The sequence below is a fragment of the uncultured Methylobacterium sp. genome (genome assembly GCF_964242245.1).
Taxonomy (GTDB): Bacteria; Pseudomonadota; Alphaproteobacteria; order Rhizobiales; family Beijerinckiaceae; genus Methylobacterium.
Genome location: NZ_CAXTBY010000029.1, coordinates 1 through 13,120, shown reverse-complemented (window position 1 = coordinate 13,120; position 13,120 = coordinate 1). Strand labels below are relative to the sequence as shown.

Genomic DNA, 13,120 nt, shown 5'->3' with positions numbered 1-13,120 from the left:
GCCGCGATCGCCCGTGCGGCGGTCGCGGTGCGGACGAGGCCATGCACGACCCCTACGCCCACATCACGCTCCCGGCCGGCACCGTGCTCTTCGAGGAGGGCGAGCCGGGTGCCTTCGCCTACCTCATCGTCACGGGGCGGATCGCGATCTACCTGCGCCGCGAGGGCGCCGAGGTGCTGATCGCCGTGCGCGGCGCCGGTGAGATCTTCGGCGAGATGGCGATCCTCGATTCCGATCCGCGCTCGGCCTCGGCCCGGGCGATCGAGGAGTGCGTTCTCGTCCCCGTGTCCGAGGACCAGATCAAGCACCGCCTGTCGCAGACCGATCCGATCCTGCGCCTCTGCCTCGGCGTGGTGATGGCTCGCTACCGCGAGACCATAGCTCTCCTGAGGGTGCAGGGCCCCATCGCGGAGATCGCGCCCGCCACCATCGATCTGTCGGACACGGCCAGGGCCGACTTCGACGCGACCATCGCCACCGTGGTCCTGGAGCGGGCGCTGCGCCGGGCCCTCGACCGCGGGGAGTTCGAGCTGTTCCTCCAGCCGATCGTGCGGCTCGGATCGGAGCTGCTTGCCGGCTTCGAGGCCCTGATCCGCTGGCGTCACCCCGAACGCGGCCTCGTGCCGCCGATGGAGTTCATCCCCGTCGCGGAGGCGAGCGGGCTGATCGTCGAGATCACCACCTGGGTCGTCTCCGAGATCGGCCGGATCATGCCGGAGATCATGCTGGCCGCCCTGCACAACCCGGCCGCCGCCGACGGCCCGCTGTTCCTGTCCGTGAACATCACCGGCCACGACCTCGCCCGCGCGTCCTTCCCCGAGATGATCGGCGAGATGCTGCGGACCACCGGCATCGCCCCGGAGACCCTCAAGCTCGAGATCACCGAGAGCACGCTGATGCGCGACCCGGTCGGCGCCTCGGACGCGCTCACCCTGTGCCGGCAGGCCGGCATGGGCATCGCCATCGACGATTTCGGGACCGGATACTCGTCCCTGAGCTACCTCAGCACCCTGCCGATCACCACGCTGAAGGTCGACCGGGCCTTCGTGCGGGCGATGCTGACCGATCCGTGCAACCGCCAGATCATCAAGACGATCCTGAGGCTCGCCGACGAGATCGGCATCCCGGTGGTCGCCGAGGGCATCGAGGAGGCCGCCGAGGCCGAGGCGCTCTCCGAGATGGGCTGCGCCTTCGGGCAGGGCTACTTCTACGGTCGTCCGGTGCCGCTCTCCGACACGATCACCCTGATCAAGGGCTGGAACGCCGCCGGGCGCGCTGCGCGGCGGGTCGCGGCAGCCTGATTCTCTTTCCCGCCCTCGCCCGTCCCTGGAAGCCCCGCAAGGACACTGCCGACATGATGCGCCCCACCCTCCTTACCGCAGCCCTCAGCCTCGTGGCGGTTCTCCCCGCCGCAGCGACGCCGGCCCAGGTCGGCCGGGTCGACAAGGTCGAGCGCCAAGCGGTCGCCGTCGTCGAGGGCGCGCCGCGCGACATGGCGCCCACGGGCCCGGTCTTCTTCAGCGACATGATCCGCACGGGCGAGGCCTCGCGGTTGGAAGCGGAGCTCGCCGACGGCACCAAGGTGACGATGGGCGAGCAAGGCAAGATCACCATCGACGCCTTCGTCTACCGCCCCGGCCAGCCCGGGGGGAAGCTCGGGCTCAACGTCGTGCGCGGCGCCTTCCTGTTCGTCGGCGGCAAGATCGAGGGCCCGACCGGCGGCAACGTCGCGATCCGGACCGCGGTCGGCACGCTCGGCGTGCGCGGCACCACCGTGTGGGGCGGCCACATCGACGGCGGCTACGGCGTCCTCGTCCTCGACGGCATCGTCACCCTCAAGACGCGCCGCGGCACCGTGACGATGCGCAAGGGCCAGGGCACCATGGTCTACGACGGCCGTGCGCCGCAGGCGGCGGCACCGTGGCCGGAGGACCGCACCAAGCGGGCGGTCGCCACGATCAGCTTCCCGGAGCGGTGATCGCCCTCCCGGTCCGGGCGATCTTGCGCTAACGATCCTTCGACGGCAAAGCCCGCGTCCCCGCCCGTCGACGGGGGCGGCGGGCATGCCGGGCCTTCGGGGGTTTTCAGTTTTGGGCGCGGACGATCCGGATCTCCAGCCGCAGGATGCCCCGCCGGCCTCGCCCGTCGAGCCGGCTCCGCCGGCCGAGCACGCCACCGAGCCGGCTCCGCCGGTCGCACAGGTCACCGAGCCGGCTCCGCCGGCCTGGGAGATCGTCCTGCCCGAGGAGGGCGCGACGGAGGATCTCGGCATCTTCCTCTCCGAGTTCCTGATGCCGAGCGATCTCGTGGCCCTCTCCGGGGGCTTGGGCGGCGGCAAGACTACCCTCGCGCGGGCGCTGATCCGCGAGCTGTCGGGCGACCCGGACCTGGAGGTTCCGAGCCCGACCTTCACCCTGATCCAGCCCTACGACGGCCGCAGCGGCCCGATCATCCACGCCGACCTCTATCGCCTGCGCGGACCCGACGAGCTGGTCGAGCTCGGCTTCGAGGAGATGACGGAGGGCGCGATCACCCTGGTCGAGTGGCCCGAGCGCCTGCCGCCCCGCGACGGGCCGACCCTGTCCGTCGAGCTTTCGCTCCGGCCCGAGTTCGGCGAGGGCTCGCGGTTCGCGCGGCTGACGGGCACCGCGGGCATGCGCGCGCGCCTCGACCGGGCCCGCGCGGTCCGTGCGCTTCTGGCCCGCAGCGGCTGGGACGCGGCGGAGCGCGTGCTGATGCAGGGCGACGCCTCGTCGCGCGCCTACGAGCGCCTGACGAAGCCGGACGGCGCGCGCGCCGTGCTGATGGTCTCGCCGCCGCGCGCCGACGGGCCGCCGGTGCGCGACGGCAAGCCCTACAGCGCCATCGTCAAGCTCGCCGAGAGCGTCCACGCCTTCGTCGCCGTCGACCGGGCCCTGCGGGCGCTCGGCTTCTCGGCGCCGCGCATCTACGGCGAGGACCTCGACGCGGGGCTCTTGATCCTCGAAGACCTCGGCACCGAGCCCGTGGTGGACGCGAGCGGACCGCGGCCGGAGCGCTACAGCGAGGCAACGCGGCTGCTCGCCCGGCTCCACGCCACCGAGCTGCCGGGCATCCTGCCGGTGGCCGAGGGCATCGACCACGTGCTCCCGGCCTACGATGTCGAGGCGCTGCTGTTCGAGACCGAGCTTCTGCCCGAGTGGTACGCCCCGGCGATCCGCAGCGTGACGCTGTCGCCCGAGGCGCGGGCCGAATTCGGCGCCCTCTGGGCCGAGGCGCTGACGGGGGCCGTCCCCGCCCGACCGACCTGGACCTTGCGCGACTACCACTCGCCCAACCTGATCTGGCTGCCCGAGCGCGACGGGCTGGAGCGCGTCGGCCTGATCGACTTCCAGGACGCGGTCCTCGGCCACCCGGCCTACGACGTCGCCTCGCTGCTCCAGGACGCCCGCGTCGACGCCGACGCCGAGTTCGAGCTGCGCCTGCTCGGCCTCTACGCCCGCGAGCGCCGCGCCCGTGACCCGGCCTTCGACGTCGGCGCCTTCGCCACCGCCTACGCGCTCCTCGCCGCCCAGCGCGCCACGAAGATCCTGGGCATCTTCGCCCGGCTGGACCGCCGCGACGGCAAGCCCGGCTACCTCGCCCACCTGCCGCGGATCGAGGGCTACCTCGCGCGAAACCTCGCCCACCCGGCGCTCGCCCCCTTGCGCGCCTGGCACGAGGCGCACCTGCCGGGCCTGCTGGCCCCGTCCGAGCTCCGCGCATGAGCGACACCGCTGAGACACCGATCCCCGAGGCACCGCCCGCCATCACCCGCGCCTTCGTCCTCGCGGCAGGGCTCGGCAAGCGCATGCGGCCCGTCACCGCGACGGTGCCCAAACCCCTGGTCGAGGTCGCCGGCAAGGCGCTCCTCGATCACGCCCTCGACCGGGCGACCGAGGGCGGCATCGAGACCGCGGTGGTCAACGTCCACTACCTGCCCGACCTCATCGAGGCCCACCTCGCCAAGCGCGGGGGCGCGCCGCGCATCCTGGTCTCGGACGAGCGTGCGGCGCTCCTGGAGACCGGCGGCGGCGTGAAGCGGGCGCTGGCGCTTCTCGGCGATACGCCCTTCCTCGTGTTCAACGCGGATTCGTTCTGGCTGGAGGGCCCGGCTCCGAACCTCGCCCGCTTGGTCGCGGCCTGGGACGGGACCATTATGGACATCCTGCTCCTCGTGGCCCCCACCACGACGAGCCTCGGCTACGAGGGCGCGGGCGACTTCGTCATGGACGCCGACGGCCGCCTCGCGCGGCGCGGCGAGCGCCGTGTCGCCCCGTTCATCTACGCGGGCGTGGCGATCCTGAAGCCCGGCCTGTTCGCCGACACGCCGGACGGCGCCTTCTCCCTCAACCTGCTGTTCGACCGCGCCATCGAGGCTGGCCGCCTCTCGGGCCTGCGCCTCGACGGCCAGTGGCTCCACGTCGGCACACCCGAAGCGATCCGCGCGGCGGAGGAGCGCGTGCGGCTCAGCGCGCGGGAGGGCTAGCTGCGAGCTTTCGATAGGTTGTCCATCCGATCCGTTCTGAGGAAACTGAGGTTGCGACGTTTGAGAGCCCTCGAATGACCGTCGCATCCTTGAGGGTGCGGTCCATCCGCTCGACCTGGCCGTTGGTCCAGGGATGGCTCACCTTGGTCAAACGGTGGTCGATGCCGTGCTTGTCACAGACCCGATCGAAGATGGGCTGGCTGTCGTAAGCGATCCCTTCGACGTGACGTGAACGGCATGCCCTTGATCGGTGAGCCCGGTGTGGAGGCAGTCAGGGACCGCCTCGATGAAGTACCGGCACGCCGGTCGAACACGCAGGGTCACGATCGGCTTGCACGGTGCCGTCACGGCAGAGGATGCGCGCAAGGCCGCCAAGGTGTTGCTGGGACGCGTGGCGAAGGGTGAGGACCCGGCGGAAGAGAAGGCAATCAACCGCTCCGCGATGACGGTGACCGAGTTGTGCGACGCCTATCTCGCTGCCGCCGACAAGGGCCTGATCATGGGCAAGCGCGGGCGAGCCAAGAAGCTGTCGACGCTGTATGTCGATCGCGGCCGGATCAGGCGGCACATCAAGCCTCTGCTGGGTAATCGCAAAGTCAAGGATCTGACGCCAGCCGATGTTCAGCGGTTCGTGCGTGACGTCCAGGCTGGGAAAACCGCCACGGTGTTCAAGACAGGGCTTCGTGCAAAGGCTGTGGTGAGGGGTGGCCCAGGCACGGCTGCGCGGACTGTCGGCCTACTCGGCGGGATCCGGGCGTGCCCATCGGCGCGGATCCCTCCTCAGTCCCGGGCCCTGGCCCGACGCTCGTCCCACCAGTCGTCTCTGGCGGTGTCCTCCTGTGCGCGCTCAGCGCTGCGGCGGGCCTCGGCGGCGGTCCCGGCGAAGGGATTACGCGCCGGTTCGGGCGGTGCGCCACGGTCGTTAGCCGGTGCGATCCGGGTTGGGCCGCCGTCGAGAAAACCGTCGAAGAGCCGCTCGACCAGCGTCGCCGGACCGCCCATCATGCCGAGGCCGAGACCCGCTTCGTCGAGGGCCCGCCTCAGGCGCGCGATTTCCGCTTCGAGCGCGGCGTTCCGGCTATGGAGTGACGGGTCTGAGCCCTCGGGACCCCTCAAGTCGGTGCTCCTGTCGACGCAAGAAGGGGAGGTTTATCCAGGATCTTGCGTACCAACGGACCTGGACCGAGGGGCAACCAGGCCCCAGTCGTCTCTCTCGCGAGCTTGGGCGTCTCAGCGGGGAAGGAAAATACCTCCGCCGTCAGCACGCAGACGCCGGAGGCATCCCGCACGACGATGGCGAGTTGAAACACGGTCTCTGCGATGGGCAAGTTCCCGAAGATTAGCATGGCGGCGCGTCGGATATCGCCACGGACTGCGGAGGGTCCGAGGCACTCGACCAAACCCTGGGTGATGGAGACGCGCTCGTCGCGTATGTCGAAGGTACTGCGCGCCCTGTCGCTCCCCGAGTGGACCAGGCGGGAGCACATCGAACTCTCAGGCGCCGACGCCCAAAATTATTGGCCAGCGATCCATATCAGATGCCCTTTAAGAAGGGAAAAACAATATCCGATCTCCGGTTTTGGGCCAATGAACCTCCCTTTTTGAAATAAAAAAACGTGTTTTAGAAATAAATTCGGAACATATGCCGCAGTGAGCTCTTAACCTTGAGCGTAGTAGAGCTCTGCTCGATTTTCGGTGGCGAGGTGTATTGTGATGATATTAGATCCCATCAGCGGAAAACGTGTATCCGTCGAGAGCTTGGCGCAGTCGCACTCAGCGAATGGACGACAGGGCTCCCTCTATCATCACGTCGGAGAGCAACGAGCAAAAAGGCTCACCGGCGACCGCGAGGATAAAGAGGTAATTCCTGGCAGGCAGTATGTTTCAACGGTCGAAGCCAGGGCTCCGCTTCAAGGGTGGTCCTGATATCATAATTTAGATTATATAGTGTCAAAACAGTCTATAAATTACTTTTGACTGTTCGCCGATTGCAGCCAAGGCCCTTAATGGACGCGCTTAGATTCATTCTCGCCGTCGCCCTTCTCAGCACTCTCGGGGGCGCCGCCGCCCTTGCCGAATGTCAGATTGCGGATGCCAAGCTTGAGGAGGCCATCCTTCAAAGGCCTGACCTTCACGGGCCTGCCAATCGCCAGACCGTGAGGGATCTCCGGAGCCTACGGGATGCGGCGTTCACCCTGTGGTCCTATGGACGCCATGCGGACTGCGAGCGTCTGATGGCCAACATCCGCGAACTGATTGCAGGACCTGCCATGACCAGCCTGGGCGACAACGATGAGGATGCGGCTGAGGAACAGATGGCGGCGCGGGACCCGAAGGTTCGGCGCGGAGCGACGGAAGGCCGGCGCGACCAGAAGGGCGCCATGCCGCTCGTGAGTGTCGATGATCTCGTGCTTGGATTGAGGGCGGACCAGATCGTCGGTGCGGAAGTTCGCAGCTCCGACGACAGGATCGTCGGCGAGGTGAGGAACGTCATCTTCGGGAGCAAGGACCGCCGGGACTACGCCATCGTCGCGTCGGGTGGCTTCTTCACCCCCGGCAAGGACAGCATCGTCGTACCGATCCGTTCCCTCAAGGTGTCGCAGGAGCGGGATAGCTTCTTCCTCCCCCTTCCAGACTCCGAGCTCAGGAGCATCCCTCTCATGCCAGATCAGGATTACAAGTGGCTCTCCGACAACGCCTGGCGCAATCGAAACGACGCCCTGTTCGAACGACGATGACGCCGCGGCTGCCCCTGAGCGTGAAGTGGTAGGACGTCGACGTCATCTCCCGTTCGCGACGCCGAGCTTAAAAGGGCTGCTCGGGGATAGGCCTGTTCTCACCGTAAGATTTCGGCAGCGATCCAGGCTGTATTGAGGATTGATTAACTCGCCGTAAGCGAGACCTCACGTTTAAGTTCGTTCCGAAGATAGTGGATCGCCCGATCCTGGATTTCACGCCGAGGAACATCGCCTTGTTGCGACTTGCCAATGAGGCCGAGCGCCTTGCCGCCCTGCGTGACCTGAACATCCTCGATACCGCACCGGAGACCCAGTTCGACGCGATATGCCGAACGGCTCAGGTCTTGTTCGGAACGCCGATCACCCTCATCTCGCTTCTCGACGAGGATCGGCAGTGGTTCAAGGCACGCTGCGGGATGAGCGACGATGGGACGTCCCGGGACGTAGCGTTCTGCAACCATACCATCCAGGCCGATGAGGTCCTTGTCGTCGAGGATGCTCGGGACGATGCCCGGTTCAAAACAAACCCCCTGGTCACGGGGGGACCGGGCATCCGCTTCTATGCCGGCGCACCGCTGATCCTGAGGTCCGGCATTCGGGTCGGATCGCTCTGCATCATCGACATCAAGCCGCGGCGCTTCACGACCGAGCAGGCCGACCAACTTCGAGACTTGGCCGAGGTCGTGACCGCAAACCTACGCGTCTACCAGGATCGGACCGAGCATCACCGCGTGGCGGCGACGCTGGCGGACACCGATGGTGCCTTGCGCGACGCCCAAACCCGCTACGCCTCGCTCGCCGATGCACTACCGCAGATGGTCTGGACCGTCTCGCCCGAGGACCGTGTCACCGCCTACAGGAACGCAAGCTTCCGCGCCTACTATGGCGAGACCGACGAATTCATCGGACGGCTCCATAGCCGCAACCATCCAGGCGATGTCGACCGCATGTCGTGCGCCTGGGAGGCCGCCGTAACACGGAAGCAGGCTTTCGAGCTCGAAGGTCGCCTCAGGCGGCATGACGGGAACTACCGCTGGCACAGGATCGTCATGATCCCGCTTCAGCGCGGCGGAGAGGTGATCGAATGGCTTGGTACGGCCCTCGACATCGACCACATCATCGCGGCGCAGAACGAATTGAAGGAGACCGGCGACCTGTTGCGACTGGCCCAGGAGGCGGCCGAGGCGGGCATCTGGGAGTGGGACATGCGCAACGACGTCGTCCGGCTCTCCCCGATGAGCGCCCGCATGCACAACCTTCCGGTACCGGACGGACAGAACGCGATGGAGATCCCGCTGGCCGATTGGAAGGCCCAGGTCCATCCCGACGACCTAGCCGGGGTCTGGACCGAGGTGAAGCGTGCCATCACGGACCGCTCGACCTACAGTTGCGAGTTCCGCATCGCCAACCCGGCGGTCCCGGCCGAACCGCGATGGATGCAGTCCTTCGGACGGATGCTCGGGGACGAGGGCGGCGAGCCCGCCCGCTGCGTTGGGCTCCAGATCGACATCACGGATCGCAAGGCCTCCGAGGCCCGCATCGCCTACGTTGCGAGCCACGACGATCTCACCGGCCTGCCCAATCGCGTGGTCTTCCACACCACCCTCGAACGTCTGCTCGCCAGTCTCGGGAACGGAAACGGCCAAACCGCGCTGCTATGCCTGGATCTCGACCGCTTCAAGACCGTCAACGACACCCTCGGACACCATGCCGGTGACGGGCTTCTGCGGGTCGTCGCCGACCGATTGAGGGCGACGGTGGGAAATGACGACGTCATTGCCCGCCTGGGCGGGGACGAGTTCGCGATCATTCTGCGGGAGCCCACCGGGCTTGGGTGTGCTCGGACCCTAGCGCAGGCGGTCATCGACGCCCTTGGCCAACCCATCCATCTCGGCAGCCAGGTGGTGACCGTCGGCGCGAGCGTCGGGGTCGCGGTCGCACCGGAGCATGGCCTAGAGGTGGACCTCCTGCATCGCCACGCCGACCTCGCCCTGTACCGGGCCAAGGCAGCCGGGCGGAACAGCTTCCAGGTCTATACCAAGGGAATGGACGAAGCCCTGGAGAAGCGGAACAAGCTTGAGTTCGATATGCATCTGGCTCATCGCAAGGGGGACTTCCGGCTGCATTATCAACCCGTCGTCGCACTGGCAAATGGGCAGGTCCGTGGCTTCGAGGCTTTGATGCGTTGGCCGCATCCGACCCACGGGATGGTATCGCCGGCCGAGTTCATCCCGATTGCCGAGGAGACCGGCTTGGTGGTCCCCCTTGGGGCCTGGGCCCTGGAGGAGGCCTGTCGCTTCGCTGCGTCATGGCCGAGCGAGGCTCGCATCGCCGTCAACGTCTCGGCGATTCAGTTCCAACAGCCCGGCCTCGAAGCGGCCGTCGCAAATGCCCTTGCGGTCTCCGGTCTCGCGGCCGACAGGCTTGAACTAGAGATCACCGAGAGCCTGATGATCCAGGATAGCGATGCGGTCATCGCCTGCCTGCACAGGCTACGGTCCATCGGCGTACGCATCGCGCTGGACGATTTCGGGACGGGGTACTCCAGCCTGAGTTACCTTCGGCGCTTCCCGTTCGACAAGATCAAGATCGACCGGTCGTTCGTACGCGAGATCGACGACCCCGACGCGCAGGCCATCGTCCGCGCCGTGGTCAGCATCGGCGAGCGTCTTGGGACCGCCATCACCGCCGAGGGGGTCGAGACGGAGGATCAGCTCGCCCTCGTAACCCAGACGGGCTGCACCGAAGTCCAGGGCTTCCTGTTCGGTAAGCCGATGACGCCGGAGGAGGCCCTGGCATTCATGAGGGAGCAAACCCCTCGGAAGGCGGCCTGAAGCAGCCGTCAGGCTTCAACCGCAGGATCGATGGCTGCTTAAGGAACGGACGCGACTGAAAGCAGCCAGACCGTTTCCCACCCGGCCCGGTCGAACGACTCTGTTTCATCAACTGCCGGGAAGCGGACCTTCCGACCTTCTGCAACGGGTCAGTGCTGCGCATATTCGAAGCTGCTAAACTCTCCGCCGCCTGAGCGCGTCGACACGCGATGCCTCGATCATCGAGCGGATACGGGCAGCCATCGTTTCGACGGCGAAGGGCTTGGTCATGACCGCCATACCGGGTGCGAGATGCCCATTCCCGAACACGGCGTTCTCGGCGTAGCCCGTAATGAACAGCACCTGGAGGGACGGCCGAGATGTGCGCGCGGCATCGGCCATCTGACGGCCATTCATACCGCCGGGCAGCCCGACATCGGTCACGAGAAGGTCAATGCGCACGTCGGACTGAAGGACTTTGAGGCCCGCGACGCTATCGCCCGCTTCGATGGCGGTGTAGCCGAGATCCTCAAGGATGTCGGTGACCAGCATGCGCACAGTCGGCTCGTCGTCCACGACCAGAACGGTCTCGCCCTGCTCGGAGCGGGGAAGCGACGAGGGTGGAGCGGGGGATTCCTCCGCATCAAGCTCGCCGTAATGGCGCGGCAGGTAGATCGAGACCGTCGTGCCCTTGTCGACCTCCGAGTAGATCCGCACCTGTCCGCCGGACTGCTGGGCGAACCCGTAGATCATGGATAGGCCGAGGCCCGTGCCTTCGCCGAGCGGCTTGGTGGTGAAGAACGGTTCGAACACCCGCTCGATCACCTCCGGCGGCATGCCCGTACCGGTGTCGGTGACGCTGAGGGTCAGGTACTGCCCTTCCGGCATGTCCTGCTGACGGGCCACCCGTTCGTCGAGCCACCTGTTGGCAGTCTCGATGGTGATCCGGCCACCGTCCGGCATCGCATCGCGGGCGTTGATGCACAGGTTGAGCAGGGCGTTCTCAAGCTGGGACGGATCGACCAGGGCCGGCCAAGCACCCGACGCCCCGACGACTTCGATGGTGATTTGCGGGCCAACCGTGCGCTGCACCAGCTCTTGCATGCTAGAGACCAGCCGGTTCGCGTCGGTGGGTCTGGGGTCGAGGGTCTGGCGCCGCGAGAAGGCCAGCAGGCGATGGGTCAGGGCCGCGGCCCGCTTCGCGGCACCCTGCGCGGCGGCCATGTAGCGCTCGACGTCGTTGAAGCGGCCTTGGCCCATCCGGGTCTGCATCAACTCCAGGGACCCGGAGATGCCCGCGAGCAGGTTGTTGAAGTCGTGCGCCAAGCCGCCGGTCAACTGACCCACAGCCTCCATCTTCTGCGATTGCCGCAACGCCTCCTGCGCCGTCGCGAGTTCCGCCTCGCGCGCCTTGGCGACGCTCAGGTCACGTCCGACGGCGATGAAGTTCACGCCATCCCGCTCCGGAGCGACAGTCCACTCGATGGACTTCCAGTCGCCATCGCTGGTGCTGATGCGGTTCTCGAAGCGGGCGGGCTGGCCCGTTTCCGCCATGCGCCCGATCGCCTCGAGCGTAGGAGGCTCATCGTCGGGATGCATGAAGGTCCCGTAGCCCCGCGTGAGCAAATCGCGCTCGGTCCAGCCGAGCACCCGCGTCCAGGCGGGACTGACCGCCGACATCATGCCGGTATAGTCCGCCCGCGCCAGCATGTCCTGGGAGAGGTTCCACAGTCGATCGCGTTCCGCTGAGCGCGCCTCGACTTGAGCCTCTAGGGTTTCGTTCAGTTCGCGCAACTGCGCCTCGCTCATCGCGAGCGCCGTTTGTTCCTCGGTCAGACGACGTTCGAGAACGACGCGGGCAGTCGTTTCGGGCGTGATATTGAGAACCGCGGCAACACTTCCATCTTCGTCGCGCAAAGCGGAAAGCGAGTAGTTGAACCATGCGGTCTCCGTGCCACCGCCTTCGAGCCGCGCCATGATGAATGGAGCATCCTCGAAGTAGAGCGGTTCGCCCCCTGCCCGAATGCTGTCGAACTGGGGTTGAAGCTCTCCCCAGATTTCGGCCCAGACGCTAGAGCCGGGTTGCCCGAGGGCCGCAGGGTGTTTGGCGGCCAGAATCCTACGGTAAGGATCATTATAGATGAGGGCGTAACGTGGACCCGACCAAAGGCAGATCGGGAAGGGTGAGTCGAAAATCGACCGCGCTAAGGTCCGAAGCGCCGGTGACCAACCAGTGGTCGGCCCAAGGGGGGTAGTCGTCCAATCAAAATCTCGCGCAAGCGAACGTACCTCGCCGAGGCCGGCAAACAACGCCGCGGCGTTGGCATGGGCTTCGTTCCTGAAATTCGATGCGCTCTCGCTAGCCACGTCCACCCGCGCTAAACCCTCGCCTGACTGCTACCAGTAGGACAGCCCGTCATCATTAGCAGTCGCTACTACGTCTTCGCCAGCGCAGCGGCCGACGCGCGATAGCGGCGCGCGCGTACAAGGACTGCCACGCGATCGACCGCGTCCATCCTACGGTGCAGTTAAGCGAATGTCGTAGGAGGGTCGGAGGCGGAACGTCCGCTTCGGGGCGAAAGGCCAGGGTTCGGTTGCCACCCTAATCGGAAGGTCGCTCCATCAGCTGGCGCCATTCGGATCTGAGCATCGTCAGAACACGGCGTGGTCGCCACGCTCGGCAACCGCCTCGCCACAGACCAACCGCAACCAGGTCGAGCGCCTCTGGGCACGCCTCAAAGAATGGCGCGCCGTCGCCACCCGATACGAAAAGACCGCCCGCAGCTTCATGGGCTTCCTCCCGGTCCGGCGCGGGCTTGCGAGCGCGACCGGTCGGCGGCATGATCTGCACGTCGGCCGCGTAGACCTTCTGGTTCTTCACGATGCCGACGGCTCAGCGCAGGCCCCACGCATCCAGGCCGTGACGGAAGGCGGCGCTGACGCCATAGCCCGCATCCGCCAGCACCGTGCCGAAGCGCAGAGCGTGCCCTTCTTCGGCAGGACCGTGTCGTCGAGCCATCTCGGACCTGACCCTGGAGAAGCTCATCTTGAAGGAGGCCGCA

8 protein-coding genes and 4 pseudogenes are annotated in these 13,120 nt (G+C 66.7%); 8 read left to right on the top strand and 4 right to left on the bottom strand.

The window, feature by feature from the left end; translation table 11 throughout:
- Positions 1-41 precede the first annotated feature (41 nt).
- The 4 genes from ACFE8Y_RS09100 to ACFE8Y_RS09085 all read left to right on the top strand — a co-directional run bounded on the left by ACFE8Y_RS09100 (position 42) and on the right by ACFE8Y_RS09085 (position 4,507).
- Positions 42-1,301, top strand: coding sequence for an EAL domain-containing protein (locus tag ACFE8Y_RS09100; protein ID WP_375464062.1), 1,260 nt, complete (start codon positions 42-44; stop codon positions 1,299-1,301).
- A gap of 53 nt (positions 1,302-1,354) precedes the next feature.
- Positions 1,355-1,978 (top strand): FecR domain-containing protein, encoded by a 624-nt coding sequence (locus ACFE8Y_RS09095; RefSeq protein ID WP_375464061.1) that lies wholly within the window; start codon positions 1,355-1,357, stop codon positions 1,976-1,978.
- An 85-nt stretch (positions 1,979-2,063) separates the two neighbouring features.
- A complete protein-coding gene (tsaE, locus tag ACFE8Y_RS09090; RefSeq protein WP_375464060.1) occupies positions 2,064-3,746 on the top strand; it encodes a tRNA (adenosine(37)-N6)-threonylcarbamoyltransferase complex ATPase subunit type 1 TsaE in 1,683 nt (560 codons plus the stop codon).
- Positions 3,743-4,507 carry a nucleotidyltransferase family protein gene (locus ACFE8Y_RS09085; protein WP_375464059.1) on the top strand — a complete coding sequence of 255 codons (765 nt, stop codon included), beginning with the start codon at positions 3,743-3,745 and terminating at the stop codon, positions 4,505-4,507. The genes tsaE and ACFE8Y_RS09085 overlap by 4 nt, the downstream gene beginning before the upstream one ends.
- Before the next feature lie 70 nt (positions 4,508-4,577).
- Here ACFE8Y_RS09085 and ACFE8Y_RS09080 read toward each other — a convergent pair.
- Positions 4,578-4,804: pseudogene (locus tag ACFE8Y_RS09080) on the bottom strand (IS481 family transposase); the annotation flags it as partial.
- On the opposite strand from ACFE8Y_RS09080, the pseudogene ACFE8Y_RS09075 reads away from it, so the two are divergent.
- Positions 4,794-5,132 (top strand): annotated as a pseudogene (locus ACFE8Y_RS09075) (integrase arm-type DNA-binding domain-containing protein); the annotation flags it as partial. The pseudogenes ACFE8Y_RS09080 and ACFE8Y_RS09075 overlap by 11 nt on opposite strands.
- A 155-nt stretch (positions 5,133-5,287) precedes the next feature.
- Here ACFE8Y_RS09075 and ACFE8Y_RS09070 read toward each other — a convergent pair.
- Positions 5,288-5,623 (bottom strand): hypothetical protein, encoded by a 336-nt coding sequence (locus ACFE8Y_RS09070; RefSeq protein WP_375464087.1) that lies wholly within the window; start codon positions 5,621-5,623, stop codon positions 5,288-5,290.
- Between the two features lie 890 nt (positions 5,624-6,513).
- Between ACFE8Y_RS09070 and ACFE8Y_RS09065 the strand changes: the two genes are divergently transcribed.
- Both ACFE8Y_RS09065 and ACFE8Y_RS09060 read left to right on the top strand, forming a co-directional pair.
- Positions 6,514-7,245, top strand: coding sequence for a PRC-barrel domain-containing protein (locus ACFE8Y_RS09065; RefSeq protein ID WP_375464058.1), 732 nt, complete (start codon positions 6,514-6,516; stop codon positions 7,243-7,245).
- A 191-nt stretch (positions 7,246-7,436) separates the two neighbouring features.
- Positions 7,437-10,079, top strand: a complete 2,643-nt coding sequence (locus ACFE8Y_RS09060) for an EAL domain-containing protein (protein ID WP_375464057.1) — start codon at positions 7,437-7,439, stop codon at positions 10,077-10,079.
- A gap of 174 nt (positions 10,080-10,253) precedes the next feature.
- On the opposite strand, the gene ACFE8Y_RS09055 is transcribed toward ACFE8Y_RS09060, so the two are convergent.
- Complete coding sequence (locus ACFE8Y_RS09055) at positions 10,254-12,035, bottom strand: ATP-binding protein (RefSeq protein ID WP_375464056.1); 1,782 nt, start codon at positions 12,033-12,035, stop codon at positions 10,254-10,256.
- Positions 12,036-12,759: 724 nt separating this feature from the next.
- Between ACFE8Y_RS09055 and ACFE8Y_RS09050 the strand changes: the two are divergent.
- Positions 12,760-12,858, top strand: a pseudogene (locus tag ACFE8Y_RS09050) (transposase); the annotation flags it as partial.
- Here ACFE8Y_RS09050 and ACFE8Y_RS09045 read toward each other — a convergent pair.
- Positions 12,856-13,120, bottom strand: a pseudogene (locus ACFE8Y_RS09045) (transposase); the annotation flags it as partial. The pseudogenes ACFE8Y_RS09050 and ACFE8Y_RS09045 sit on opposite strands and share 3 nt — an antisense overlap.

What these genes read in the sequence shown, in the direction of transcription:
- ACFE8Y_RS09095 (WP_375464061.1), top strand. Translation starts at nt 1,355, where the DNA reads ATGATGCGCCCCACCCTCCTTACCGCAGCCCTCAGCCTCGTGGCGGTT.
- tsaE (WP_375464060.1), top strand. Translation starts at nt 2,064, where the DNA reads ATGCCGGGCCTTCGGGGGTTTTCAGTTTTGGGCGCGGACGATCCGGAT.
- ACFE8Y_RS09100 (WP_375464062.1), top strand. Translation starts at nt 42, where the DNA reads ATGCACGACCCCTACGCCCACATCACGCTCCCGGCCGGCACCGTGCTC.
- ACFE8Y_RS09065 (WP_375464058.1), top strand. Translation starts at nt 6,514, where the DNA reads ATGGACGCGCTTAGATTCATTCTCGCCGTCGCCCTTCTCAGCACTCTC.
- ACFE8Y_RS09055 (WP_375464056.1), bottom strand. Translation starts at nt 12,035, where the DNA reads ATGGCGCGGCTCGAAGGCGGTGGCACGGAGACCGCATGGTTCAACTAC.
- ACFE8Y_RS09085 (WP_375464059.1), top strand. Translation starts at nt 3,743, where the DNA reads ATGAGCGACACCGCTGAGACACCGATCCCCGAGGCACCGCCCGCCATC.